Raw genomic sequence first — 25,747 nt, forward strand, 5'->3', positions numbered from 1 at the left:
TCGACGGAGGACGTGCCCACCGGGGTCGGAGCATCCCCGGACGGCGAGGTGACACGATGGTGCCCATGAGCACCATCCCCGACCCCGTCGAGCGACCTGCCCAGCCGGTGCACCTCGCTCCCGCGGGAGACCCGATGAGCGACGACCCCGAGGGCCTCCTCGGCGCCGACGCGCTGCGCCCGGTCTCTCCGCTCCTGGTCCGCGCCCGCTACGTGGCGAGCATCGCCGCCTACGTGATCTGGGTGCTCATGATCGCCGGCGCGATCGTCGCCGCAGCGCTGACCGGTCTGTGGTGGCTCGCCCTGATCGCCCTGCTGCCCCTGATCATCCTGCTCCAGAGCCTCCTGCTCACCCCGCGCCGGGTCCGGGCCATCGGCTACCTGGACGCCGAGGAGGACCTCACGATCGCCAGCGGCATCATGTTCCGCGCCGTGCACACCTTCCCCTACGGCCGCGTGCAGTCCGTGAAGATCGACGAGGGCCCGGTGGACCGCCGCTACGGGCTCGCGAAGCTCTCGGTCAGCACCGCGGCGGGCGGTTCGACCGTGGTGCTGCCCGGCCTGCCCCGGCAGGAGGCCGAACGCCTGCGCGCGATGGTGACCGACCGCGGCATCGAGATCATGGCCGCCCTGTGAGCACGCCCGAGCAGCATCCGGGCTCCGCCCCGCCGGGCCCCGCTCCCGCAGACTCCGACCCGTCGGGCGCCGCCGCGCCGGACGCCGCCCCGTCGGATCCTGCCGCGCCGCCGACTCCCCGCCGCCGCACCCACCCGATCACGCCGCTGGTGACCGGTTGGAAGATCGTCGTCGGCATCGTCGCGGTGATCTCCGCCCAGAACATCGCCCGGTTGGTCGAGGACTTCACCGTGACCCGCGCGCTGATCGGCGCCGGCGTGCTGGTCGCGGCGATCGTCGTCGCCATCGCGCTGTCCGGCATCAGCTGGTGGTTCATGACCTATGCGGTCGACGACGACGGGGTCTCCCTGCACACCGGAATGATCAGCAAGTCCCGTCAGTACGCTCCCCGCGCCCGGATCGAGTCCGTCTCCGTCGAGCGCCCGCTGCTGGCGCGGGTGCTCGGACTGGCCAAGGTGCGGGTCGAGCTCGCCGGCGGCGGCGAGTCCTACCTCGACATCGAGTACATCCGCTCCGCCGACGCCGAGCGGCTGCGGCGCCGGATCCTCGGCATCGCCGCCCTCCCGGGGCCGGCCGCCGAGGGGGCGCCCCCCTCCCCCGGGGGAGCCGGTGCCGGGTCGGAGGCGGAGACCGGCAGCGGGGACGGGCAGCCGCTGGAGGAGCAGGCAGAGCGTGCCGGGACCGGCACGCTCGAGAACGTGCTCTATGACGGCGTGACCGACGGCGAGCTGATCGCGAAGATCCCCACGGGCCGTCTGGTGCGCTCGCTGCTGCGGGATCTCGGGTTCCTCCTCGGCACGATCATGAGCATCGTCGGCGTCGGCGTCGCGATCTCCCTCGCCCTCTGGCAGGACGGCTTCTCCTTCGCGGTGATCATCGCCCTGCTGCCCACGGCGATCACGATCCCGAAGTACGTCTTCGGACGGATCGAGTCCGGCTGGGGCTTCGTCTCCCGCCACACCGATCGCGGCCTGCGGATGCGCCGCGGCCTCGCGAACACCCGTACCGACAACATCGCCTCGGGGCGCATCCAGCGCTTCGTGCTGCGTCGGCCGCTGCTGTGGCGCGGTCCCGCCTGGACCGCCGTGTCCGTGACCGTCTCCGGGATCGACGACGCCGGGGAGAACGGCGCCGAGAACGTCCTGCCCGTCGGCACCCCGGACGAGCTGGGGGCCACGCTCGGCCACCTCGCGGTCCCGCTGGGGACGAGCGACGACCTCGAGACGCTCGAGCACCTGCTCACGGCGCGGGCACGCGATATCGAGGGGCTGCGCACCCCGGTGCGGCCGTTCTGGATCGCCCGTCGCACCGAGGTCACCGTGCTGCTGCCAGGAGCGCTGATCCACCGCAGCGGACTGCTGGCCAGGACGGTCGCGATCATCCCGCGCGAGCGCGTCCAGGGGCTCACGCTCGAGGACGACCCGTTCGGCCGCCGGCTCGGGGTGCTCGACCTGGCTGTGGGCGTCGCAGGGGACACCGATGAGCGCCTCACGGGGCTCGCCCGCGAGGACGCCCGCGCCCTGCACGCGGTCCTGGCCCGCGACGCCCGCACGCTGCGACGCTACCGGGACCGCGAGCAGTGGCCCCAGCCCGCGCTGGGACGCCGAGCGCCCGGCGTCGCCGAGGTCGCCGCCATCGACCGCGGCGACAGCGGCGAGGGAGACGAGACCGCCGCGTTCCGGACGGTCGCGGTGGATGCCGCCGCCACCGCTGCTGATGAGCCCACGGATGCACCTCGGGAGGATCGATGAGTACGCCCCGACTCGGCATCGGGGTGATCGGCGCCGGTCGCGTGGGCTCCGTCCTCGGTGCCGCCCTGCGCGCCGAGGGACACGCCATCACCGGTGCCTACGCCGTCTCGGACGCCTCCCGCGAACGCGCCGAGGACCTGCTGCCGGGTGTTCCGCTGCTGGACGTGCCGGCGATCGTCGAACGCAGCGAGATGCTGCTGCTGGCCGTCCCCGACGACCAGCTGGGCCCGCTCGCCGCCGGCATCGCCGCCACCGGCCTGTCCCCGGGAGGACAGCTGGTCGTGCACACCTCCGGCCGTTACGGGACCCAGGTGCTCGACCCCTTGGCCCGGGCAGGCAGCGCCACCCTCGCCCTCCACCCCGCCATGACGTTCACCGGGACCCGCGCGGACCTGTCCCGGCTGATCGGCTGCCCGATGGCGATCACCGGTTCACCCACCTTCCTCCCGGTCGCCGGCGCCCTCGTCGTCGAGCTCGGGGGCGAGGCCGTGGTGCTGGCCGAGGGCGATCGTCCGCTCTACCACGCCTCCCTCGCCCACGCCGCGAACCACCTCGTGGTCCTCGTCGACCAGGCCCGCGAGGCCCTGGCGCGACTCGGGATCGAGGACCCCGGGGCGTACCTGCGCCCTTTGCTGGAGGCCGCCCTCGACGAGTCCCTGCGGCACGGATCGCGGGCGCTCACCGGCCCCGTGATGCGCGGGGACGCCGGGACCGTGACCGCACACCTCGACGCCCTCGACGACCTCGATGCGACCGGGATCGATGGGCGCCGCGGCGACACCAGCGACACCTACCGCGCTCTCGCGCGGGCCGCCCTGACCCGTGCGAGACTCCCGGAGGAGACCCGGGCGCAGATCCGGGAGCTGCTCGAGGACCCGCCGACGGAGGACGCATGACCCAGGACGAGGACGCATGATCCAGGACCACGATCAGGACCAGGGCCCCGGGTCCGATCGGCTCGCGCATGCCCGGAGCGCGCGGGGCGAGCGCCCGACCACCACGCTGATCACCACGAAGGCGGAGCTGCGCGCCGCTCGGGCGGCGCTGGGCGGCACCGTCGCCGCGGTGTTCACCATGGGGGCCCTCCACGGCGGGCACCTGGCCCTGGTCCGGCGCGCCCGGGAGATCGCCGACCACGTGATCCTCACCGACTTCGTCAATCCGCTCCAGTTCGGGCCGGGGGAGGACTACGCGGCGTATCCGCGACCTCTCGCAGAGGACCTCGCCCTCGTCGACGGCCTGGTGGACCTCGTCTTCGCCCCGAGCGTCGAGGAGATGTACCCGGTGCTGCCCCCGACGGTCTCGGTGTCCGCGGGCCGGGCCGGCAGGGTGCTCGAGGGAGCGGCCCGCCCGGGCCATTTCGACGGCGTGGTCACCGTCGTCGCGAAGCTGCTGCACCTGACGGCCCCGGATGTCACCGTGTTCGGCCGCAAGGACGCCCAACAGCTGGCGATCATCGGGCGCCTGACCGCCGACCTCGACCTGCCGGTGCGCATCGAACCGGTCGAGATCCAGCGCGAGCCGACGGGCCTGGCCCGTTCCAGCCGCAACGTCTACCTCACCGCAGCGGGCCGGGAGCAGGCGCTGGCCCTGTCCCGCACGATCGCGGCCGCACAGGCCGCAGCGCCATCGGTCGCGGCGATCCGTGCGGCGTTGGAGCGGGCACTGGCCCGCGCCGAGATCGACTGGGCCTACGCCCTGGCTCTGGACCCCGCGACCCTCGAGGAGATCGCCGAGGACCACCGCGGCGAGGTGCTCGTGACCCTCGCCGGACGGGTCGAGGGCACCCGCCTGCTCGACGCCGCTGTGGTGGAGGCGACAGCACCCTGAGCCGGCGGGCTCTCCGGCGGGCAGTGATGCGACAATGGAGACCATGAACGAGAACGCGCCTGCCTCCGACCCGACGGACACCTCCGACCAGGTCGCGGTCCGCAAGTCCAAGCGGGAGCGACTGCTGGAGCGCGGGGAGGAGGCCTACCCGGTCTCGGTCCCGGTGACGACGACGATCGCCGCGGTGCGCGAGGGATACGGACACCTCGAGGCCGGTCAGGAGACGGACGACCTCGTCGGCGTCGCCGGGCGCGTGGTGTTCCTGCGCAGCACCGGCAAGCTCGCCTTCGTCACGGTCCAGGACGGCGAGGGCCGACGCCTGCAGATCATGGCCTCCCTCGCGGTGCTCGGGGAGCAGCGTCTGGCCGATCTGAAGGCCGACGTCGACCTCGGCGACCACGTCTTCTTCCACGGCAGGGTGGGAGCCTCCCGCCGCGGCGAGCTGAGCGTGTTCGCCGATGCCTGGCAGATGGCCGCCAAGGCCGTCCGCCCGCTGCCGGTCCTGCACGCGGAGCTGTCCGAGGAATCGCAGGTCCGCCACCGCTACGTCGACCTCATCGTGCGCCAGCAGGCACGGGACACCGTGCGTCAGCGCGCCGAGGTGATGCACTCCCTGCGCACCTCTTTCCACGACCGCGATTTCGTCGAGGTCGAGACGCCGATGCTGCAGGTGATCCCCTCGGGTGCCGCGGCACGTCCCTTCGTGACCCACATGAATGCCTTCGACCTGGACCTCTTCCTGCGGATCGCCCCTGAACTGTTCCTGAAGCGCGCGGCCGTCGGCGGTCTCGAGCGCGTCTTCGAGATCAACCGGAACTTCCGCAACGAGGGTGCTGATTCCACCCATTCCCCCGAGTTCGCGATGCTCGAGGCGTATCAGGCGTACGGAGATTACGACACGATCGGGGACCTGACCCGCATCCTCGTCCAAGAGGCGGCCGAGCGCGCCACCGGCTCCCAGGTGGTGACGCTGGCGGATGGCAGCGAATACGACTTCTCCGGACAATGGGCGAACATCACCGTCTATGGTTCCCTCTCCGAGTCGCTCGGTGAGGAGATCACCCCCGAGAGCGCCCCGCAGCATCTGCGTGAGATCGCCCGTTCGCTGGGTCTGGATCTCGATCACCCCAGGTTCGGTCACGGCAAGCTCGTCGAGGAGCTGTTCGAGAACCGCGTGGGCGATCACCTCTACGAGCCGACGTTCGTGCGGGACTTCCCCGTCGAGACCAGCCCGCTGGTGCGCGAGCACCGCTCGACCCCGGGCGTGGTCGAGAAGTGGGACCTATACGTGCGCGGTTTCGAACTGGGCACCGGGTACTCCGAGCTCGTCGACCCCGTCATCCAGCGTGAGCGCTTCGCCCAGCAGGCGGCTCTGGCCGCCCAGGGCGATGACGAGGCGATGCGCCTGGACGAGGACTTCCTCGAGGCCATGGAGTATGCGCTGCCGCCGACGGGTGGCATGGGCATGGGCCTGGACCGCCTGCTCATGGCGTTGACCGGGTTGGGGATCCGCGAGACGATCCTGTTCCCCCTCGTGAAGCCGGAGGCCTGAGATGGACAGCGGATTCTGGTACGAAGCAGGTTCTCTGCTCCCGTCGATCGGGGTGGGCCTGTTGTTCTGGTTCGTGATGCGTGCCATTCTGCGCTCCGATCGACGGGAACGCGAGGCCCAGCGTCAGGCCGATCAAGATTACCGGGAACTGCACGACTCGGATGAATAGCGTCACCGTGCTTCCACATTCCTGAGGTTCGGATTGATATCTGACCGTTACTCGTTGATACTGGATCACGCCGACGGCGCCGCACGGCTTCGTCGGCCCTGAATACCCACATCAGCGAGGGAGAACCCCTATGGCACGGAAGACTTACGTGGAGCTCGTCGACGATCTCGACGGCGGTACTGCCGCGGAGACCGTGAGCTTCGCCGTCGACGGCGTCGCCTATGAGATCGATCTGTCCGAGGACAATGCCCGCAAGCTCCGCGAGGAGCTCGACGGCTGGGTCGCGAAGGCCCGCCGCGTCGGCGGCCGCCGCAGCCGTGGCACGGGATCGCGCGGAGGCAGCTCGAACGACTCCGCGCGGATCCGCGAGTGGGCCCGCTCGGCCGGCTACGAGGTCCCCGACCGCGGGCGCATCTCGGGCACGATCCGCAAGGCTTACGAGGAGGCGCACGCGAACTGATCGCGTCCCCCTCATCCGGGGATCCATCCCCGATCGTCCGAGAGCCCGTCGCCGATGCCGGTGACGGGCTCTCGTCGTGTTCGAGGTGTCCGGGGTGTCCGAGGTGTCCGGGGTGTCCGGCCGGCGGTGGCGGCTGAGCCGCCGGTCAGCGTGGGGCAGCGGTCACCAGCCCCGGATCGACCAGCCGGCGCTGCTCTCTGCGCCGGGTGCCAGGGACACCACGTCGATCCCGCTGCGGAACGCATCGGGCGGGCAGGTCATCGGTTCGACGGCGAGGCCGAGACGATCGTTCTCCGGCTCCGGACGATCTCCGGTGTGCACCTGCAGCCAGCCGCATTCCTGCCCGGCGCTGAGCGCCACCCCGGTGCCGCCGGGGGCGGTCACCGTGACCGACAGCCGACCGGCCTCGTCCCGGCCCAGATCGGTGAAGGCATGATCGATGAACGTCTCACCGATCACCCGGGGCTCGCGGAAGTCGAAGGCGCTGCCGGGGGCGATGGGCTCGGTGCCCGTCGGCAGCAGGCGATCCTCGGTGACGGTGAGCACCGTCCCCGCAGTGACCTGCAGGGACCACGTGTCCAGAGCCTCCGGTCCCGCCACCAGGTACGGGTGCGGGCACACGCCGTACGGGGCGTCCTGGCCGCCGAGGTTGCGGGCGGTGACCGTGGTGGTGAGCCCCTCGTGGGGATCCAGGGCGTGCTGGACGGTCAGCAGCAGGTGGAAGGGGTACCCGGGGGAGGGGAACAGCTCGGTGCGCAGCACGATCGCGTCCTCGGCGACCGTGACCGGGGTGAAGGACTGGAAGGAGACCAGCCCGTGCAGGGCGTTCCCGCGCTCGGGCTCGTTCAGCGCCGTCCGGATCTGCTGCCCGCCCCAGGTGTAGGCGCCGTCACCGATCCGGTTCGGCCACGGCGCGACGACCGCGCCGCGGTAGAACTGCATCGGCCCCTGCTCGGGATTGCGCACGAGCAGGTCCCGTCCGCCGACGGTGAGGGACTCGAGGATCGCGCCGACCGAGGAGACCTCCGCCCGGTAGGTCCCGGCGCCGAGGGTGTACAGGTCTCCGCGGTCCCGGACGTCGGCGACGCCCGTCCCCTGGGTGCTCTCGCTGGGGCTCATGCTGTCCTCTCCTGGTGCTGGTCGTGCTGGTCGTGCTGGTCGTGCTGGTCTTGGTGGTCGTGCTGGTCGTGCTGTGGGGTCGAGGGCTCCGGCGGGTCCTCGGGCTCGTCGGCGGGTTCGAGGAGAACCACCTCGAGCCGTCGCGGACCGTGCACCCCCTCGACACGGCTGAGCTCGATGTCGCTGGTGGCGCTCGGCCCGGAGATCATGGTCCAGGGAGCGCCCGGGTCGGTGTCCATGCGCTCGATGGCCTTGGGGACGCCGAGGACCACCTGCTCGGCGTCGACCACCACCACATGGCGGTCGGGCACCAGCGAGATCGCCCGTCGGCCCCCGAGCTCGTCGCCGCGCAGGACGATCGTGCCGGTCGCGGCGATGGCGGTGTGGCAGCCGGTCAGGACCGCGTCGATTGCATCGAGCTGCCGGGGCCCGGCCGTGCCGTCGTCCCGCGTCACCGGGAGCTCCAGCCCGTCCGTCCACGACGTGGGGACCCCGGGCGATGCGATGACGCTGCGGGCGTCGCCGAGCGCCTCGGCGACGGCCGCAGGAAGCTCGGCGGCCGTGGTGCGGTGGACGACGGCGGTGTAGTCCTCCAGACGTCGCACCAGCACGTCGCGCATCTTCGCCGGATCCGTCGTGACCTCCGGCTTGCCATCGGCGCGCTGATAGGTGCGGGGGACGTCCTCCGCCTCGGTGACCTGGTCGCGGCGCGGCGCCGCCAGCGCCGTGCGCACCCGGGCCAGGATCTCGTCCTTCGCGCTCAGCCCGGGGGTGCGGGCGGGACGCTGGTCGTCCCAGTCGTTCATGCCTGCTCCTCGCCCCGCGGGCCGTCCCCGCCGGCGTCGTGGGAGCGGTCCTTCTCCCGGGCGTCCCACCAGCTGCGGAACGAGGGCCCCGGCTTGGGCAGATCCCGGTGGTCGGTCCACCCCGGCACCAGGGGGACGATCCCCGGCAGCTTGCCGATGTTCGCACCGGGCAGGAGCTTGGTCAGCGGACCGGCCGAGCGCACGGCCTTGTCGTAGGCGGCCGGGGAGGACATCAGCGAGCTCGCCCCCTTCATGGTGATGTCCCATCTGCTGCGGAACTGTCCGCGGGTGTCGCGGCGCCCGTCGACGTCCTCGGCGCGCAGGTGCACCAGGATCTTGGGGATGTCGATCTTGACCGGGCACACGTCGTAGCAGGCACCGCAGAGGCTCGAGGCGTAGGGCAGCGACGTGCTGGGATCGTCCGGGCCGTTCATCCCCGTCATCTGCGGCGAGAGGATGGCGCCGATGGGGCCGGGGTAGGTCGATCCGTAGGCGTGCCCGCCCGTCCGGGCATAGACGGGGCACACGTTCAGGCAGGCGGAGCAGCGGATGCAGTGCAGGGCGCTGCGCCCCTCGGGGTCCTCCAGCACCGCGCTGCGCCCGTTGTCCAGCAGCACCAGATGGAACTCCTCGGGACCGTCCCCCTCGGTCACCCCTGTGAACAAGGTGGTGTAGGGGTTCATCCGCTCCCCGGTCGAGGAGCGCGGCAGCAGCTGCAGGAACACCTCGAGATCCTCGAAGGTGGGCACGATCTTCTCGATCCCCACCACGGAGATGAGGGTCTTGGGCAGGGTGAGGCACATACGGCCGTTGCCCTCGGACTCCACGACCACCATCGTGCCGGTCTCGGCGACGGCGAAGTTCGCCCCGGAGATCGCGACCGAGCCCGGCATGTCCAGGAACTTCTCGCGCAGGAAGCGTCGGGAGGCCTCGGCGAGCTCGCCCGGGTCGTCGGTGATCGACTCATCCAGATCGGGCATCGCCGCGAGGAAGATCTCCCGGATCTCGGCGCGGTTGCGGTGGATCGCCGGGACCAGGATGTGGCTGGGGGTGTCGTCGGCCAGCTGCACGATGAGCTCGGCGAGATCGGATTCCACGGCGCGGATGCCGGCGTGGGCGAGAGTCTCGTTCAGGCCGATCTCCTGGGTGGCCATCGACTTGACCTTGAGCACCTCCTCGGCGCCGCGCTCGAGGGCGAGGCGAGCGACGATCTCCCCGGCCTCCTCGGCGTCGCGGGCCCAGTGCACCACGCCCCCGGCTGCGGTCACCGACTCCTCGAGTTGCTCGAGCAGCTCCGGGAGGTGATCGGTGACCTGCCACTTCAGGGCGCTTCCGGCGTTGCGCAGCTTCTGCCAGTCGCGCACCTCGCGCACCGCCGAGGCGCGTTTGGACTGGATGGTGGCGGTGGCCGTGCGGAGGTTCTCCCGCTGCGTCGCATCGCCCAGCTCGTCCCGTGCCGCCTCGGGGAAGGAGCGCGTCCCGAGCAGGTTCGAGGACGGCGAGGCGTGCTGAGGACGCACGGACGGGATGCCGAGATCGATCGTGTTCATGCGGTCGTCTCCTCCCGCTCGGTCCTCGCAGTTCGTCGACCGACGGTGACTTCTGCGGTGTCGTGGCCATGGAGCGCTGTGGCAACGACACTGCAGAACTCGGTCAGAGAAACGGGGCTGATGCTCATGAGGCCTTCCCCAGGATGGTCTCGGACGGGACGAAGGGATCCTCCCGGGTGGAGGCGAGGATCTGCGCGAGGTGGATGGCGCGCGGCGCAGCATCGGTGCGGCGCAGCTTGCCGCCGATGTTCATCAGGCAGGAGGCGTCGCCGGCGACCACGTACTCGGCGCCGGAGGCGACGACGTTCGCGGCCTTGTCGGTGACCATCGCATCCGAGGTGGCATCGTTCTTGACCGAGAAGGTGCCGCCGAATCCGCAGCAGGTGTCCGACTCCTCCAGCCGCTTCATCTCGAGCCCCTCGACCGCACCCAGCAGCTTCAGCGGTCGCGGACCGACCTTGAGCACTCGCATCGAATGGCAGGTGGGGTGGTAGGTGACGCTGTGGGGGAAGTAGGCACCGACGTCGGACACCTTCAGCACGTCCACCAGCAGCTCGGAGAGCTCGTAGGTCTTCGCCGAGACCGCCGCGGCCCGCTGCTCGAGCTCCTCATCGCCTTCGTGTCGCGCCACCAGCTGGTGCTGATCTCGCACGCAGCCCGCGCAGGAGCCCGAGGGCATCACGATCGCGTCGACCGAGTCCAGTGAGGGCTCGAAGGTGTCCACGAAGCTGCGCACCACCGGTGCCGCCTCCGTGTAGTAGCCGGTGTTGGTGTGCATCTGCCCGCAGCAGGTCTGGCGCTTGTCGAACACGACCTCATGGCCCAGCCGCTCCAGCACGGTCACGGTGGCCCGGGCGACGTCCGGGGCCATCACGTCCACCAAGCACGTGGTCATCAGCGAGATGCGCATCCGACGTCCTACTTCCTGGGGTGTTCCTGCGGTCGTCCCGAGCGCCGGGAGGGTGGCCTCCCGGCGCTCCGGGCGGATCAGCGGTGCTCGAGGCCCAGTGCCCCGGCGGTTTCGGCGAGGCTGCGGTGCGCGGCATCGGGATCGTCCGAGAGATGCGTGCCCCAGCTCGGCACCATCTGGGCGATGCCGGGGCGCCATCCCTCGATGCGGTCGGGGAACATGCGCTCGAGGAGGTTCAGCATGATGCTGGTCGCGGTCGAGGCACCGGGGGAGGCGCCCAGCATGCCCCCGATCGACCCGTCGGCCGCGGTGATCACCTGGGTGCCGAACTGGAGCACTCCGTGCTTGTCGGCGTCGGGGGCTATCACCTGGACGCGCTGACCCGCGGTGACCTCCTCCCAGTCCTCCATCTGCGCCGAGGGCATGTACTCCAGCAGCGCCTCGAAGCGCTGGCGGCGCGTCGCGGCGAGCTGGGAGCCCAGGTAGACCATGAGGTCGAGGTTGGGCGGGGCGACGGCCATCATCTGCGTGATGTTGGAGGGCTTCACCGAGGCGAACAGGTCCATGTAGCTGCCGGACTTGAGGAACTTCGGGGACCAGCCGGCGTAGGGGCCGAACATCAGCGAGCGGCGGCCCTCGACGTACCGGGTGTCGAGGTGGGGGACGCTCATCGGCGGAGCGCCGACGTCGGCCTTGCCGTAGACCTTCGCGTCGTGGCGGGCGATCACGTCCTCGTCGGTGCAGCGCAGCCACTGGCCGGAGATCGGGAACCCGCCGAAGCCGCGGATCTCCTCGATGCCGGACTTCTGCAGCAGCGGCAGGGCCGCGCCGCCGGCGCCGACGAAGACGAAGGGGGCGCGGATGACGCGGGTCGAGTCGTCGGTGGTGTCACGGACCATGACGCCCCAGTCGCTGCCCATCCGGCGCAGATCGATGACCTCGCTGCCGGTCGAGACCGTGGTGCCCACGCGGCCGGCGTGCTGCAGCAGCTGATGGGTCAGCGCGCCGAAGTCGACGTCGGTGCCGTCGGGGGAGCGGGTCGCCCCGATGGTCTCGGTGACGGGCCGCGACTCGGTCACCAGCGGGGCCCACTCGGTCAGCTGGGCATGCTCGGAGGTGAACTCCATCCGGTCGAACAGCGGGTTCGCCGTCAGCGCCTCGTGCCGACGACGCAGGTAGTCCACGTTCTCGATGCCGTGCACGAAGCTCATGTGCGGCACCGGGTGGATGAAGGTGGAGGGGTCGCCGATCTTGTCGTTCTCGACCAGGTGCGCCCAGAACTGGCGCGAGACCTGGAACTGCTCGTTGATGGTGATCGCCTTGGCGGGGCTCACCGACCCGTCGACGTCCTGCGGCGTGTAGTTCAGCTCGCACAGGGCGCTGTGGCCGGTGCCGGCGTTGTTCCATCCTTGGCTGGATTCCCGGCCGAGATCATCCAGCTTCTCGAGCACCACCACGTTCCAGTCGGGTTCGAGTTCGGTGAGCATCGCGGCCAGGGTGGCGCTCGCGACCCCGCCGCCGATCAGCACCGCATCCGCACGGGTCACATCCAGGTCTGCCATGTCTCTCCGTTCCAGCTGTCTCGGGCGCGCCCGAGGGGTGGGGCGCGATCCTCGCGCGGCCCCGGGCGGTCGTGCCGTCCAGGGTATCCCGTGTCCCGCGCCCGGTTCTGTCAGGTGCTGCGCTGATGCTCCGCCGCGGTGTCAGACCGTCACGGAGCGGGAGCGGTCGAGGTCTTCGAGCAGAATCTCCGTGCGGATGCCCAGGAGGGTCCGGGCCCCGTCGATGGCGGTCGCGGCCCCGACGAGCAGGGCGAGGGGCCACAGGAACGAGCACAGCGCGATCCAGGCGGCGAGCCCCAGGACCAGGGCGATGAAGCGCATCGGCAGGGCCCCGGGCAGCAGGAGCGCCAGCCGCCAGGCGACCAGGACGTCCTGGCGCCGCACCCGGGGCACGACCGTCAGCACGGCCACACTGAGGGTGGACCACGCCGCGCTCACCACGGCCAGACCGGCCAGCACCATGGTCATCAGCGAGTTCGAGGTGCCTCCGCCGATGACGATCCAGAGCATCGAGGCCGAGCCGAGCTGCACGATCATCAGCGGGAGCATCCGGACGTTGGCGCTCACGAGGTGGGAGCGGAAGCTCGCCCACATCGTCGGTGCCACCTTGACCTTGGCGCCGTGACGGGCGGCGATGAAGACGTCCGCCGCGGCGACCGCGGCCGGAGCCGAACCGAGGACCACCAGGCCGAGCAGGCTCAGCAGCATCCCGAGGAGATTGACCCGCAGCACCAGGTAGACGCGTTCGACGGCTTCGTTCGCGTGCATCACCCAGGCAGGGACCTGCGCGGGTCCCGTCGGCGTTCCGATTCGGCTCATGCGCCCAGGGTATCGGCCGGTCGGTGATGCGGGGCACAGGTGATCCATAAAGAACCGATGTGTTCGCGGGAAGCAGTCGACTCGTTGTGAGGTGTCCCAGGTGGCTCAGGAACGCCTCCAGGAGTGTTGCCTCAAAGGCCCGATCTTTGATGTCATGCTTCCCATGACACACCGATCGCGCGATGTCGCGCCGTCCGCTGCCGACCTGCTCACCCCCACCCCCGCACAGCTCCGCTGGCAACGAGGCGGACTCGGGGTCTTCTTCCACGTCGGGGTCAACACCTTCGCCGGCAAGGAATGGAGCGACGGCACCCTGCCGCCGGAGATCTTCGACCCGACGGACCTCGACGCGGACGAGTGGGTGTCCATGGCCCGGGACCTCGGCGCGACATACGTGGTGCTGACCGCCAAACATCATGACGGCTTCTGCCTGTGGCCCACCGCCACCACGGAGTACTCCGTCGCCTCCTCTCCATGGAAGGACGGGAAGGGCGACGTCGTCACCGAGGTGGCGGATGCCTGCCGTCGTCACGGGATTCAGCTGGGCCTGTACCTCTCGCCCTGGGACCGCAACGCCCCGCAGTACGAGGACCCCGCCGCGTACGACGAGTTCTATCTCGCCCAGCTGCGGGAGCTGTGCACGAACTACGGCGAGCTGTACGAGCTGTGGTTCGACGGCGCCGGCTCCGCCGGGCGCGAGTACGCCTGGGATCGGATCGGCGCGGTGATCGAGGAGCTGCAGCCCCAGGCCATGGTGTTCAACATGGGCCCGGCGACGATCCGGTGGATCGGCAACGAGGACGGCTTGGCGGCCGATCCGGTGCAGTACGTGACCGACCAGGCGGATCTGAACAACTACGACGACGACGTGGTCACCAGCGCGCAGGCCCGGTACCTGCCGCCGGAGTGCGACGTCTCCCTGCGCAAGGGCTGGTTCTGGCAGGAGGGGGAGGAGCCGAAGTCCCTCCCGCACCTGCTGGCCATCCATGACCGCTCGATCGGCCTGGGGGCGGGTCTGCTGCTGAACGTCCCGCCGGACCGCCGCGGCCGCATCGATCCGGCCGACTCCGCCCGGGTCCAGGAGCTCGGCGAGGCGCTGCGAGCCCGCTTCGGGGATCCGCGTGCGGGTCGGCTCGAGAGCGAGGACGACGCGGTGGAGGACGACGCGGTGCACGTCGATCTGGACGGCGAGGCGATCTTCGACCACATCGAGCTCGCCGAGCGACTCGAGGAGGGCCAGCACGTGAGGTCCCATCGAGTCCTGCTCGAGGACGGCGGGGAGCTCGCCGCCGGCGGCACCATCGGCGTGCGCCGGATCCACCGCCTGCCCGAGCCGGTCCGCGCCTCCGCGCTCCGCGTCGAGCTGGTCGGGGACGGCGCGGCTCTCGAGGCCGCCTGCGTGCACGACGCCACCGGAGCGCCGGTGCCGGACCTCGCCGGCGCCTACCGCGCCCCCACTGAGGTGCCGGAAAGCTGAGGTCCGCTGGGCAAGAGCGCCACCAGACGACGTAGAGATCCGATCTGTGCTTCCGGGATGACGGGCGGCGAGCAGAGAACTGCCTGATCGATCCGCGAACATCCTTGCTTGCAAGACGATCGCTTCGTACTATCGACGCAGACATCGGAGGATTCAGGGCTCAGGCGCCCGCAGCATGATTCGAGGAAACCGTGCCCACCATCACTGAACTGCGCGTGAGCGACGTCCGCTTCCCGACCTCCCGGGACTTGGACGGCTCCGACGCGATGAACCCCGATCCCGACTATTCGGCCGCCTACGTCGAGCTGCTCACCAGCGACGGCGAGGCCGGCAACGCCCTGGTGTTCACCATCGGGCGCGGCAACGACGTGCAGTGCGCGGCCATCGCGGCGCTGGCCGATCACGTCACCGGCCGCGACGTGGACGAGCTGCTCTCCCATCTCGGCGACTTCTCCCGGGAGCTCGTCGGCGACTCGCAGCTGCGCTGGCTGGGCCCGGAGAAGGGCGTCATGCACATGGCGATCGGAGCCGTGGTCAACGCCGCTTGGGACCTGCGGGCCCGTCGCGAGGACAAGCCCCTGTGGCTGCTGCTGGCCGAGCTGTCCCCGGAGGAGATCGTCGACCTCGTCGACTTCCGCTATCTCTCCGACGTCCTCACCCGCGATCAGGCCCTGACGATGCTGCGTCGCGCCGAGGTGGGCAAGGCCCAGCGGATCGAGACCCTCCGTGCTCACGGGGTGCCCGCCTACACCACCACGCCCGGCTGGCTCGGATACAGCGACGAGAAGCTCCTGCGGCTCCTGCGCGAGGCGCGGGAGGAGGGCTTTGCGATGGTCAAGCTCAAGGTCGGCGCCGACGTCGAGGACGATGTGCGCCGGATGCGGATCGCCCGTGCGGAGATGGGGGAGGGCTTCCCCATCGCCGCCGACGCCAATCAGCGCTGGGACGTGGCGGACGCGATCGCCTGGCTCGAACGCCTCGCCCCGTACGATCCGGCCTGGATCGAGGAGCCGACCAGTCCTGACGACGTGCTCGCCCATGCCGCGATCCGGCGGGCCGTCGCGCCGCTGCCGGTGGCGACCGGGGAGCAGATGGCCAGCCGCATCATCGCCAAGCAGCTGCTGCAGGCCGGAGCGGTCGACGTCCTCCAGCTCGATGCCGCACGGGTGGGAGGGGTCAACGAGAACGTGGCGATCCTCCTGCTGGCCGCGGCGTTCGACGTTCCCGTGTGCCCGCACGCCGGAGGAGTCGGCCTCTGCGAGCTGGTCCAGCACTACGCCTTCTTCGACGCGGCCGCCGTCGCGGGGGACCGGGAGGACCGCTTCATCGAGTACGTCCACCATCTGCACGAGCACTTCGAGGACCCGGTGGTCATCGACGACGGCGCCTACCGCGCCCCCGCCCGGCCCGGCTCCAGCGCCCGCATGCACGCCGAGTCGATCGCGCCGCACCTGTTCCCCGACGGCGCCGTGTGGAAGGATCTCGCCCGTGCCGACGCCGTCTGAACCGGGTCCCGCCGCGACCTCGACCGCCCCGGATCGTCATGCCTCGTCCGCGAGCACGGACCCTCATGCGTCCTCCGCGGTCCCGGGGCGCCATGCCTCGTCCGAGGTCCCGGACCCCCATGCCTGGTTCGACGCGGCCCGCTTCGGATTGTTCGTCCACTTCGGGCTCTACGCGCTGCCGGCCCGTCACGAATGGTCCATGAGCTACGAGCGGCGCGAGGTGAAGGACTATCGCCGCTACGCCGAGTTCTTCGACCCCGACCGCTTCGACGCGGCTGATCTCGCCCGTCGGGCCCGCAGGGCGGGAATGCGCTACGCAGTGCTGACCACCAAGCACCACGAGGGATTCTGTCTGTTCGAGACCGCGCACACCGACTACAGCGCTCCGGTGGCCTGCGGGCGCGACCTGGTGCGCGAATTCGTCGACGCGATGCGCGCCGAGGGGCTGCGCGTCGGGTTCTACCACTCGTTGCTCGATTGGTCCCATCCGGATTTCACGATCGATCAGAACCATCCGCAGCGTGACCGCGAGGACGTCGCCGCACTGAATTCCGGGCGCGACATGGCCCGGTATCGCGCCTACCTCCACGCCCAGGTGCGCGAGCTCCTGACCGGCTACGGCACGATCGACTACCTGTTCTTCGACTTCACCGACCCCGGCCCCGACGGGAAGCGGCCCGAGGACTGGGATGCGGAGGGTCTGCTGGCGATGGTGCGGCAGCTGCAGCCGAGCTGCGTGGTCAACGACCGCCTGGGCATCCCCGGCGACCTCGTCACCCCGGAGCAGTACCAGCCCCGGGACCCGATGACCGGGCCCGACGGCGCCCCGGTGCGCTGGGAGGCCTGCCAGACGACCAACGGCTCCTGGGGCTACCACCGCGACAACCACGACCACAAGAGCGCTGATCTGCTGGTGCGGATGCTGGTCGGCTCGGTCGCCGCGGGCGGCAATCTGCTGCTGAACATCGGTCCCGACGGCCGCGGCGCCGTCGCCCCGCCGGACGCGGAGATCCTCGCGGCGATCGGCGGATGGATGGACCTGCACGCCGCATCGATCCATGGGGCGGGGTCGGCCGACGGGCTCGACGCCCCGCCCGGCACGCTGCTGACCCGCCGCGGCGACCGGCTCTATGTCCATCTGACCACCTGGCCGATGCAGCATGTGCACCTGCGCGGCCTGGCGGGACGGGTGCTCTTCGCCCGCCTCCTGCACGACGGGTCCGAGGTGGAGGTGGCCACCGTGGATCCGGATCAGCACGCCCAGAACACGACCATGGGCGGCCTCGAGTCCGATGTCGCCACCCTGACCCTGCCGATCCGGAGGCCGGACGTGCTGCTGCCCGTCGTCGAGCTGGTGCTCACCGACGCCGCGGCCGACGGCGGGGACCCTTCGACCCCTTCCGGGACAGAGTGACGTGATGACGCACCCTGCCTCCCAGGACGACTCCTCCTCGCAGCCCTCGCAGGGTGAGCCCTCGCAGGCTCCGTCCGGTCCCGTGCGGTCGCCGACCGCGCACGGTCGCCGTCGTCGACCCGGGCCGACGCGGCTGCCCGCTCTCGGCTTCGGCGCCGCCCAGCTCGGCAACCTCTACCGGGTCACCACCGACGAGGAGGCGCGCGGGGCCGTCGGCGCCGCCTGGGACGGCGGCGTCCGCCTGTTCGACACGGCACCGCACTACGGGATCGGCACCAGCGAACGCCGGCTCGGCGCCCTGCTGGCCTCTTACCCCCGCGAGGAATACCTGCTCTCGACCAAGGTGGGGCGCCTGCTGGTGCCCGGCCCGGGCGACGGGGACGACATGGCCCACGGGTTCGCGGTCCCGGACTCCCATCGGCGCGTGTGGGACATGAGCGGGGCCGGGATCCGCCGCAGCCACGTCGAGTCGCTGGAACGACTGGGGCTGGACCGGGTCGACGTGCTCTACCTCCACGACCCCGAGGAGGGGCCCACCGAGCAGGCCTTCGCCGAGGCGCTGCCGACCCTCGCCGCGATGCGGGAGGAGGGGCTGATCAGCCACGTCGGCGTCGGATCCAAGGACGTCGATGTGCTGCTGCGCGCCGTGCGCACCGGGTTGGTCGATGTGATCATGCTGTCCGGGCGCTACACCCTGCTCGAGCAGCCCGCCGCCGCGGAGCTGCTGCCGGCCTGCCTCGAGCACGGGGTGGAGGTGGTCGCGGTCTCCGTGTTCAACTCCGGGATCCTCTCCCGGCCCGAGGTGCCCGACGACGCGAAGTACGAGTACGGCACCGCGCCGGTCGACCTCCTGCAGCGGGCCCGGCATCTCGCCGCGCTCGCCGCCGAGCACGGGGTCCAGCTGCCGGATCTCGCCGTCCGGTACCCGCTGCGCCACGAGGCGGTCTCCTCGGTGGTGCTCGGCATGCGCACCGCGGACCAGGTGCGCCAGAACCTGGAGCGGTTCGCCCGCACGATTCCCGAGGAGCTCTGGGAGCAGATCGATGCCTGAGGGGATCACCGATGCCCATCTGCACCTGTGGGACCTCGGCGGAGGCGGCTACCGCTGGCTCGCCGGGGCCGCGGAGGCCCTGCGACGCGATGCCCGCTGGGAGGAGGTCGCGCCCCAGCACGCCGCGCTCGGCGTCCGGCGTGTGGTCCTGGTGCAGGCCGACGACACCCTCGCCGACACCGCCGCGATGCAGCGGGCCGCGGCCCGGATCGAGGCCGACCCCGGCCCCGTGCAGCGGGCCGATGTGGTCGCCTGGCTGCCGCTGGCCGATCCCGCCCGCACCGCGGAGCTGCTGGAGGATGCCACGGCGATGCAGCACGTCGTCGGGGTGCGCCATCTGATCCACGACGAGCCCGACCCGGGATTCCTGGACCGCCCGGAGGTCCGCGAGTCCCTGGCCCTGCTGGCCGCCCGAGGCCTCCCGCTCGACGTTCCCGATGCGTTCCCCCGGCACCTGGACCAGGCCGTCCGCGTGGGATCGGAGGTCGACGGCCTGGTGCTGGTGCTGGACCATCTCGGCAAGCCCCCGCTGGGCGACGCCGCGGCGATGGGGGAGTGGGAACGCTCCCTGCGTGCGCTCGCGGGCCTCGGAACCAGCATCGCGAAGCTGTCCGGGCTCGCCACCAGCGGCGCGGGGTACGCGGCCCCGACGGACCTGCGCCGAGCCGTGGAGCTGGCCGGTGAGCTGTTCGGGCCCCGCCGGCTGATGTTCGGCAGCGACTGGCCGATCGCCCCGACCGCCTTCGACCTCACCTCCGGGACCAGCGGTCTGATCGCGCTGCTGGAGGAGCTGCCCGCCCCGGATCGTGGTCAGATCCACCGCGGCACGGCAGAGCGCGTGTACCGGCGCCCGGCCGGGTGAGGCTCAGTGGAGGCCGGCTCCCTTGAGGATCCAGCTCTCGACCCCTGCGATGTGTGCGGCGGCGTGCACGCGGGCGAGGTCCCCGCGCCCCTGGCGCAGCGCGTCCAGGATCCGACGGTGCTCGGCCAGGGTGGAGTCCACGGCGGAATCCTCGGTGAGACCTCGCCATACGCGCGCCCGCGCCGTCGCGCTGGCGAGCCCTTCGAGCATCGAGGAGAGGTAGGCGTTGGGGCAGCGGCTGGTGATCAGCTGATGGAACTCGATGTCCGCCTGCACCAGCTCCTCGACGCTGGAGTGCTCGGAGAGATCGACCATCAGCTGCTCGAGACGGTCGAAGTCGTGCTCGCCGAGATGGGGGCAGGCCTGCTCCACCGCCGTGGGTTCCAGCAGTCGGCGCACCTCGAGGATCTGCTCCTCCCCGGAGCCGTGGTGGAGATCGAGGATGAAACCGAGCGATTCGACCAGCAGGCTCGGAGCGAGGGAGGTGACATAGGTGCCATCGCCCTGGCGCACGTCCAGCACACGGATCACGGACAGCGCCTTGACCGCCTCGCGCAGCGAATTGCGACTCACACCGATCCGCTCGGAGAGCTCCTTCTCCGGCGGCAGGCGGTCGGCCGGGCCGAGCTCGCCGTCGATGATCATCTGCTTGATCGCGTCGATCGCACGATCCGTCACGGCATGCGGTGCTGGCATGGCGTCCTACTCCTCGCTGGGCCGGCGAAGGTGCCGGTCATCACCCGATCGATGCTAGTTCACGGGTGCCGCGCACCGGGCGCGGACCCGCCGATCCCTCCGGGGGAGCCTGATCGGGTCCCGCCGTCCACGTCTCATCCGCGCCCCTTCCGTGTCCCGCCCGCGCCCCATCCGTGTCCCGTCCGCGTCATGACCCGTCGCGCCGCGCTCGTGCCCGCGGTGCTCGCACGCTCGTGCCCGGGGCGCTCGCACGCTCGGTCACGCCCGCGGCGAACAGGCGGGGTATCCGCGTCGAACACGCGTAGTGTCGAGTCAACATCACCACCGGACGGGGGAGGACCATGTTCGAACGCTTCACCGATCGCGCCCGTCGCGTCGTCGTCCTGGCACAGGACGAAGCACGGCTGCTGAACCACAACTACATCGGCACCGAGCACATCCTGCTGGGGCTCATCCACGAGGCCGAAGGCGTCGGCGCGAAGGCCCTCGAGGCCCTCGGCGTGACGCTCGAGGCCGTGCGCGAGCAGGTGCGCGACATCATCGGCGAGGGCAACCAGACCCCCAGCGGCCACATTCCCTTCACGCCTCGTGCGAAGAAGGTCCTCGAGCTCTCCCTGCGCGAGGCACTGCAGCTGGGCCACAACTACATCGGCACCGAGCACATCCTGCTCGGCCTGCTGCGCGAGGGAGAGGGCACCGCCGTCAAGGTGCTCTCCCGCCTCAAGGCCGAGCCGTCGGCCGTGCGCCAGGAGGTCATCGAGCGCCTGCAGGGCTACCAGGGCAAGGAACCGGCCACCGCCGGCGGCCCCTCCGAGGGTCAGCCCTCCGGCTCGCTGGTGCTGGACCAGTTCGGCCGCAACCTCACCCAGGCCGCCCGCGATGGCAAGCTCGACCCGGTCATCGGCCGGGATCACGAGGCCGAGCGGGTGATGCAGGTGCTCTCGCGCCGCACCAAGAACAACCCGGTGCTGATCGGCGAGCCCGGCGTCGGCAAGACGGCCGTCGTCGAGGGGCTGGCGCAGGCCATCACCGCCGGCGACGTCCCCGAGACGCTCAAGGACAAGCAGCTCTACACCCTCGACCTCGGGTCGCTGGTCGCCGGCTCCCGCTACCGCGGTGACTTCGAGGAGCGCCTGAAGAAGGTGCTCAAGGAGATCCGCACCCGCGGCGACATCATCCTGTTCATCGACGAGATCCACACCCTCGTCGGGGCGGGCGCCGCCGAGGGAGCGATCGACGCCGCCAGCATCCTCAAGCCGATGCTGGCCCGCGGCGAGCTCCAGACCATCGGGGCGACCACCCTCGACGAGTACCGCAAGCACATCGAGAAGGACGCGGCCCTGGAGCGCCGCTTCCAGCCGATCCAGGTGGATCAGCCCTCGGTGGCGCTGACGGTCGAGATCCTCAAGGGGCTGCGCGATAAGTACGAGGCGCATCACCGGGTGACCATCACCGATGCCGCGCTGGTGGCCGCCGCGAACCTCGCCGATCGCTACGTCAACGACCGCTTCCTGCCGGACAAGGCGATCGACCTGATCGACGAGGCCGGTGCCCGACTGCGCATCCGCCGTCTCACCGCGCCGCCCGAGCTCAAGGAGTTCGACGCCAAGATCGAGACCGCACGCACGAAGAAGGAGGAGGCGATCGACGGCCAGGACTTCGAGCTCGCCGCCTCCCTGCGTGACGAGGAGCAGCAGCTGAAGTCCGAGCGCGACGAGAAGGAGCAGGCCTGGCGCCACGGCGAGACCGACGCCGTGACCACGGTCTCCGAGGAGGTCGTCGCCGAGGTGCTCGCCGCCTCGACCGGCATCCCGATCGTCAAGCTCACCGAGGAGGAGTCCTCGCGGCTGCTCCACATGGAGGACGAGCTGCACAAGCGGGTCATCGGCCAGGACGAGGCCATCAAGGCCCTGTCCCAGGCGATCCGCCGCACCCGTGCCGGGCTCAAGGATCCCAAGCGTCCCGGCGGCTCGTTCATCTTCGCCGGGTCCACCGGCGTCGGCAAGACCGAGCTGGCCAAGGCGCTCGCGGAGTTCCTCTTCGGGGACGACGAGTCCCTCATCCAGCTGGACATGTCCGAGTTCGGCGAGAAGCACACGGCCTCGCGGCTGTTCGGCTCGCCCCCCGGCTACGTCGGCTACGACGAGGGCGGCCAGCTCACCGAGAAGGTGCGCCGCAAGCCGTTCTCCGTGGTGCTGTTCGACGAGGTGGAGAAGGCCCATGTGGACATCTTCAACTCGCTGCTGCAGATCCTCGAGGACGGTCGGCTCACGGATTCGCAGGGTCGCGTCGTCGACTTCAAGAACACCGTGATCATCATGACCACCAACCTCGGCACCCGGGACATCGCCAAGGGCGTCTCCCTGGGCTTCAGCGCGGGCGGCGATCTGAACACCGACTACGACCGGATGAAGGACAAGGTGTACGAGGAGCTCAAGCAGCACTTCAAGCCGGAGTTCCTTAACCGTGTCGATGACACGGTGGTCTTCCCGCAGCTCTCGCGCGAGGAGATCGTCCAGATCGTGGATCTCATGATCGGCAAGCTGGAGGGACGCCTGGCGGAGAAGGACATGACCATCGAGCTCACGCACGGGGCGAAGGTCCTGCTGGCGGAGAAGGGGTACGACCCGGTGCTCGGTGCCCGTCCTCTGCGTCGCACCATCCAGCGCGACATCGAGGACGTCCTGTCTGAGAAGATCCTGTTCGGTCAGGTCCACGTGGGCGATACGATCGTCGTCGATGCGGAGGGCGAGGGTCTGCTCGGCGAGCTGACCTTCGGTCGCCGGGGCACCAGCGGCGAGCTCGAGTCGGTCACCGAGACGGTCGACGTCGAATCGATGACGCAGGCCCGGGCCGACGAGATGACCCGCCCGGACGGCTCCGCCGCTCCGGACACGGACAGCGCGGAGGCCAGCGCCTCCTGATCGGTGCGAGCCGGTCCCGCCCCTCGGTGGGACCGGCTCGCCCGCTTCGCGGGCGATGCTGTGCACCGCTCGCGGATCGCCCGGTGCGGACCGGCCGTCGTGGACGGCCCGTCGCGGAGGGCGGATCATCCGTCGCGACGGCGCAGCTCCGGGCCCGTCCCGGGCACGACGCCGGTGAGCGCATCAGGGACGGAGCAGCACTCCGGCGCCGAATCCGGCCCGGACGCCGAGAAATCGGAGGAGAGGACGCATGGGCGGATCCATCGACTGGCTGCTGTCCCTGACCGGTCAGATCGAGGACTGGATCATGGGCGTCGCCGATGCCTGGTGGGTCTACCTGGTCGTCTATGGGTTCGCGGCCTTCGACGGCTTCTTCCCGACGGTGCCGAGCGAATCGACCATCGTCACCCTGTCCTCCCTGTGGTCCTCCTCGGGGCGCCCCCTGATCCTCCTGATCGGCTTCGCCGCCTGGATGGGCGCCTGGACCGGGGATAACCTCGGCTACTGGCTGGGCAGCAAGATCGGGTGGGAACGATTCAAATTCTTGCGCGAGGGCAAAGGACGCCGCGCCGTCGAGGCGGCCGACCGCGGGCTGCAGCGCCGCGCCCTGCTGTTCCTCATGACCGCCCGTTACATCCCCTTCGGCCGCACCGCGGTGAACCTGGTCGCCGGCGCCGTGCACTACCCGCACAAGGAGTTCTGGCCGCGCTCGCTGCTGTCCACCTTCGTGTGGGCCGCCTACTCCTGCGCGATCGGCGCCATCGCCGGAGCCTGGTTCGGCGAGCACCATCTGCTCGCGATCACAGCCGCTCTGATCGCGGCCGTCGTGCTCGCCCTCATCGTGGAGCGCCTGATCGCGGCCATGCACCGGATCCTGGACCGCCGGGCCGAGCGCCGCGGAGAGGTCCTCGAGGACCGACTGGGCATGGAGGGATCCTCCGAGGCCGTCGCCGACGATCACGAGGACACGACCCGCGACGACCCCGAGCACCTCGCCCACGAACGGAGCCACCGGGATCAGGCTCCGGGGGACCGGGGCCCCGAGACCCCGGGCCCGGCGGATCGGGGCCATCACGATCGGGGCGCAGAGGGCCGCGGCGATCAGGACAGCGAACTCGAGGACGGACATAACTGCGCCGACGAGGTGGATGCCACGCCACTGTCCTCCCAGGGACAGGACAGCCCGGCATGAGCCCCACCATTCGCCCGGCCCTGCCGGCCGACGTCCGAGACATCAACGCTCTCGTCGAGCCGATGACTCACACCGGCATCCTGCTGGGCAAGGACCTGGTCTCCTACTACGAGGCGGTCCAGGAGTTCCTCGTCGCCGTCGACGACGAGGGCACCGTCGTCGGCTGCGGCGCCCTGCACATCATGTGGGAGGACCTCGCCGAGGTGCGCACCCTCGCCGTCCGCGATGACCAGCGCGGCACCGGGCTGGGTCACCGGATGCTGACCGCGCTGCTGGAGCGTGCGGCCCAGCTCGGGCTCAGTCGGGTGTTCTGCCTGACCTTCGAGGTCGAGTTCTTCTCCCGCCACGGGTTCGAGGTGATGGCCGACGAGGTCGCCCCCGAGATCTACAACCAGCTGCTGCGATCGCCCGACGAGGGCATCGCCGAGTTCCTCGACCTCGCCCGCGTCAAGCCCAACACCCTCGGCAACACCCGGATGATCACCACGCTCGGCACCGCCGGTTGATCAGTGGCCGGGGGCGGCAGAACGACCGCTGACGGGAACGTTCAGTCGCGAGACGCGAGACGCGAGACGCGAGACGCGAGTCGTGAGTCGTGAGACGCGGTCCGTTCAGGGCAGGCGCAGCTGCTCGCCGATTCGTGCCGCGAGTCCGTCCTGGACCAGGGACGCGGTGCAGCGCTCCACCCGGGCCGGATCCGACGGGTCCAGGGCGAGCAGATCAGCGGAGGCCGCCTCGCCGTCACGCCGCAGCACCGCCATGATCTTCCCGCGCATCTGCCGGTCGGTCCCCTCGAAACGCTGCGGCCGTCGACCGTCCTGAACGGAGGGGGGCATTCCCGCCGCGTACCAGGCGCATCCGGCCTCGGCCAGCGGACACCGCTCGCACTGCGGCGAGCGCGCCGTGCACACCAATGCTCCCAGCTCCATGACCGCCTGGTTCCACGCGACGGAGCGCTTCGGCTCGGCCGGCAGACTCCGGGTGGCCAGCGCCCGCTCGGCCGCGGAGTACGAGGGGTCCGGCAGCGCCCGGCCGCGGACGCTGCGCGCGAGCACCCGACGAATGTTGGTGTCGGCCACCACGGCGCGCCCGTGGTGGGCGAAGGCCGTGACGGCGGCGGCCGTGTACTCGCCGATGCCGGGCAGGGAGTGCAGGGACTCGAGGCCGCGGGGCACCGCTCCGCCGTGCTCACGGACGATGGCGCGCGCGCACTCCTGCAGGCGCAGCGCCCGCCGCGGGTAGCCGAGCCGGTCCCAGCGGCGCAGCACCTCGGCCGTCGGCGCATCGGCGAGATCGGCGGGCGTGGGCCACTGCTCCATCCAGTCGACCCAGCGGGGCAGGACCCGGACCACCGGGGTCTGCTGCAGCATGACCTCGGAGACGAGGATCGCCCAGGGCGAGGTGCCCGGGCGCCGCCAGGGGAGATCGCGGCCCTGGACCGAGAACCAGTCGATCACGTCGTC

At 70.8% G+C, this 25,747-nt stretch carries 23 protein-coding genes; 15 read left to right on the forward strand and 8 right to left on the reverse strand.

Going from position 1 to position 25,747, the window contains the following annotated elements; all coding sequences use genetic code 11:
* The first annotated feature begins 65 nt into the window (after positions 1 to 65).
* The 7 genes from JOF44_RS19900 (at position 66) to JOF44_RS19930 (ending at position 6,397) form a co-directional block, all read left to right on the forward strand.
* On the forward strand, positions 66 to 635 hold the full coding sequence (locus JOF44_RS19900) for a PH domain-containing protein (protein ID WP_209895434.1): 570 nt from the start codon (positions 66 to 68) through the stop codon (positions 633 to 635).
* The gene (locus JOF44_RS19905; protein WP_209895435.1) at positions 632 to 2,386 is read left to right on the forward strand and encodes a PH domain-containing protein; all 1,755 of its coding nucleotides are present in this window, start codon (positions 632 to 634) and stop codon (positions 2,384 to 2,386) included. The genes JOF44_RS19900 and JOF44_RS19905 overlap by 4 nt, the downstream gene beginning before the upstream one ends.
* On the forward strand, positions 2,383 to 3,282 hold the full coding sequence (locus JOF44_RS19910) for a Rossmann-like and DUF2520 domain-containing protein (RefSeq protein ID WP_209895436.1): 900 nt from the start codon (positions 2,383 to 2,385) through the stop codon (positions 3,280 to 3,282). The genes JOF44_RS19905 and JOF44_RS19910 overlap by 4 nt, the downstream gene beginning before the upstream one ends.
* Positions 3,283 to 3,298: 16 nt before the next feature.
* Positions 3,299 to 4,216: a pantoate--beta-alanine ligase gene (gene panC / locus JOF44_RS19915; protein ID WP_209895437.1), complete on the forward strand. Its 918-nt coding sequence runs from the start codon at positions 3,299 to 3,301 to the stop codon at positions 4,214 to 4,216.
* 43 nt (positions 4,217 to 4,259) lie between these two features.
* Positions 4,260 to 5,768: a lysine--tRNA ligase gene (gene lysS / locus JOF44_RS19920; protein WP_209895439.1), complete on the forward strand. Its 1,509-nt coding sequence runs from the start codon at positions 4,260 to 4,262 to the stop codon at positions 5,766 to 5,768.
* 1 nt (position 5,769) lies between these two features.
* The gene (locus tag JOF44_RS19925) at positions 5,770 to 5,937 is read left to right on the forward strand and encodes a hypothetical protein (RefSeq protein ID WP_209895441.1); all 168 of its coding nucleotides are present in this window, start codon (positions 5,770 to 5,772) and stop codon (positions 5,935 to 5,937) included.
* A gap of 130 nt (positions 5,938 to 6,067) precedes the next feature.
* Entirely contained in the window at positions 6,068 to 6,397 is a 330-nt protein-coding gene (locus JOF44_RS19930; RefSeq protein WP_209895443.1) for a histone-like nucleoid-structuring protein Lsr2, read from the forward strand.
* Positions 6,398 to 6,559: 162 nt separating this feature from the next.
* Here JOF44_RS19930 and JOF44_RS19935 read toward each other — a convergent pair whose 3' ends face one another.
* From JOF44_RS19935 to JOF44_RS19960, 6 genes are all read right to left on the reverse strand, one after another.
* A complete protein-coding gene (locus tag JOF44_RS19935) occupies positions 6,560 to 7,516 on the reverse strand; it encodes an aldose 1-epimerase family protein (RefSeq protein WP_209895445.1) in 957 nt (318 codons plus the stop codon).
* On the reverse strand, positions 7,513 to 8,322 hold the full coding sequence (locus JOF44_RS19940; RefSeq protein WP_209895447.1) for a LutC/YkgG family protein: 810 nt from the start codon (positions 8,320 to 8,322) through the stop codon (positions 7,513 to 7,515). Before JOF44_RS19940 ends, JOF44_RS19935 begins: the two co-directional genes overlap by 4 nt.
* On the reverse strand, positions 8,319 to 9,872 hold the full coding sequence (locus tag JOF44_RS19945) for a lactate utilization protein B (protein WP_209895449.1): 1,554 nt from the start codon (positions 9,870 to 9,872) through the stop codon (positions 8,319 to 8,321). Before JOF44_RS19945 ends, JOF44_RS19940 begins: the two co-directional genes overlap by 4 nt.
* 124 nt (positions 9,873 to 9,996) lie before the next feature.
* Positions 9,997 to 10,782: a (Fe-S)-binding protein gene (locus JOF44_RS19950; protein WP_209895451.1), complete on the reverse strand. Its 786-nt coding sequence runs from the start codon at positions 10,780 to 10,782 to the stop codon at positions 9,997 to 9,999.
* A 77-nt stretch (positions 10,783 to 10,859) separates the two neighbouring features.
* Positions 10,860 to 12,344 carry a malate:quinone oxidoreductase gene (locus JOF44_RS19955; protein WP_209895453.1) on the reverse strand — a complete coding sequence of 495 codons (1,485 nt, stop codon included), beginning with the start codon at positions 12,342 to 12,344 and terminating at the stop codon, positions 10,860 to 10,862.
* A 141-nt stretch (positions 12,345 to 12,485) separates the two neighbouring features.
* Complete coding sequence (locus tag JOF44_RS19960; protein WP_209895455.1) at positions 12,486 to 13,163, reverse strand: DUF624 domain-containing protein; 678 nt, start codon at positions 13,161 to 13,163, stop codon at positions 12,486 to 12,488.
* A 163-nt stretch (positions 13,164 to 13,326) separates the two neighbouring features.
* Between JOF44_RS19960 and JOF44_RS19965 the strand changes: the two genes are divergently transcribed.
* From JOF44_RS19965 to JOF44_RS19985, 5 genes are all read left to right on the forward strand, one after another.
* Positions 13,327 to 14,640, forward strand: coding sequence for an alpha-L-fucosidase (locus JOF44_RS19965; protein ID WP_209895456.1), 1,314 nt, complete (start codon positions 13,327 to 13,329; stop codon positions 14,638 to 14,640).
* A 191-nt stretch (positions 14,641 to 14,831) separates the two neighbouring features.
* Positions 14,832 to 16,145, forward strand: a complete 1,314-nt coding sequence (locus tag JOF44_RS19970; RefSeq protein ID WP_342591871.1) for an enolase C-terminal domain-like protein — start codon at positions 14,832 to 14,834, stop codon at positions 16,143 to 16,145.
* A complete protein-coding gene (locus JOF44_RS19975; RefSeq protein WP_209895458.1) occupies positions 16,129 to 17,559 on the forward strand; it encodes an alpha-L-fucosidase in 1,431 nt (476 codons plus the stop codon). Before JOF44_RS19970 ends, JOF44_RS19975 begins: the two co-directional genes overlap by 17 nt.
* A gap of 4 nt (positions 17,560 to 17,563) precedes the next feature.
* On the forward strand, positions 17,564 to 18,610 hold the full coding sequence (locus JOF44_RS19980; RefSeq protein WP_209895460.1) for an aldo/keto reductase: 1,047 nt from the start codon (positions 17,564 to 17,566) through the stop codon (positions 18,608 to 18,610).
* Entirely contained in the window at positions 18,603 to 19,472 is an 870-nt protein-coding gene (locus JOF44_RS19985; RefSeq protein ID WP_209895462.1) for an amidohydrolase family protein, read from the forward strand. The genes JOF44_RS19980 and JOF44_RS19985 overlap by 8 nt, the downstream gene beginning before the upstream one ends.
* 3 nt (positions 19,473 to 19,475) lie before the next feature.
* Here the strand turns inward: JOF44_RS19985 and JOF44_RS19990 are convergent, their stop codons facing one another.
* A complete protein-coding gene (locus JOF44_RS19990) occupies positions 19,476 to 20,168 on the reverse strand; it encodes a FadR/GntR family transcriptional regulator (RefSeq protein ID WP_209895464.1) in 693 nt (230 codons plus the stop codon).
* A 341-nt stretch (positions 20,169 to 20,509) separates the two neighbouring features.
* Between JOF44_RS19990 and JOF44_RS19995 the strand changes: the two genes are divergently transcribed.
* The 3 genes from JOF44_RS19995 to JOF44_RS20005 all read left to right on the forward strand — a co-directional run bounded on the left by JOF44_RS19995 (position 20,510) and on the right by JOF44_RS20005 (position 24,790).
* Positions 20,510 to 23,092 carry an ATP-dependent Clp protease ATP-binding subunit gene (locus tag JOF44_RS19995; RefSeq protein WP_209895466.1) on the forward strand — a complete coding sequence of 861 codons (2,583 nt, stop codon included), beginning with the start codon at positions 20,510 to 20,512 and terminating at the stop codon, positions 23,090 to 23,092.
* Between the two features lie 250 nt (positions 23,093 to 23,342).
* A complete protein-coding gene (locus JOF44_RS20000; protein WP_245349030.1) occupies positions 23,343 to 24,284 on the forward strand; it encodes a DedA family protein in 942 nt (313 codons plus the stop codon).
* Positions 24,281 to 24,790, forward strand: coding sequence for an amino-acid N-acetyltransferase (locus JOF44_RS20005; protein WP_209895468.1), 510 nt, complete (start codon positions 24,281 to 24,283; stop codon positions 24,788 to 24,790). The genes JOF44_RS20000 and JOF44_RS20005 overlap by 4 nt, the downstream gene beginning before the upstream one ends.
* 105 nt (positions 24,791 to 24,895) lie before the next feature.
* On the opposite strand, the gene JOF44_RS20010 is transcribed toward JOF44_RS20005, so the two are convergent.
* Positions 24,896 to 25,741: an A/G-specific adenine glycosylase gene (locus JOF44_RS20010; protein ID WP_209895470.1), complete on the reverse strand. Its 846-nt coding sequence runs from the start codon at positions 25,739 to 25,741 to the stop codon at positions 24,896 to 24,898.
* Between the last annotated feature and the right edge of the window lie 6 nt (positions 25,742 to 25,747).

The sequence above is a fragment of the Brachybacterium fresconis genome (genome assembly GCF_017876515.1).
Lineage (GTDB): Bacteria > Actinomycetota > Actinomycetes > Actinomycetales > Dermabacteraceae > Brachybacterium > Brachybacterium fresconis.